The sequence below is a fragment of the Limosilactobacillus mucosae DSM 13345 genome (assembly GCF_001436025.1).
GTDB classification, from domain to species: domain Bacteria; phylum Bacillota; class Bacilli; order Lactobacillales; family Lactobacillaceae; genus Limosilactobacillus; species Limosilactobacillus mucosae.
On sequence record NZ_AZEQ01000080.1, the window covers coordinates 1 to 356 of the forward strand.

Annotated in this window: 1 protein-coding gene; it reads left to right on the forward strand. The window is 42.1% G+C overall.

Annotated elements, in window-relative coordinates; translation table 11 throughout:
• A partial coding sequence (locus FC47_RS10265; protein WP_155519198.1) for an SDR family oxidoreductase occupies positions 1-356 on the forward strand: 356 nt, incomplete at both ends.

The following is a 356-nucleotide window of genomic DNA, read 5'->3' on the forward strand; positions in this document are numbered from 1 at the left end:
TATGTATTTGATGGTACTAAGACAGGCAAATATGAAGTTGACGATCCTACCAATCCTAAAAATGAGTATGGCAAAGCCAAGCTGGCTGGTGAGAAGGCTATTCAAGCTGCCATGACTGATTATTACATCATTCGGACTTCATGGGTCTTTGGCGAATATGGCAAGAACTTTGTTTACACAATGTTGCGCCTGGCTAAGGATCATGATCGCTTGACAGTAGTTAATGATCAAGTTGGTCGCCCAACCTGGACTCGGACGTTGGCAGAATTTATGACGTATCTGGTTGATCATCGTTGTGAATATGGTGTTTATCAATTGTCAAATGAAGACAGCTGCTCTTGGTATGAATTTGCCTG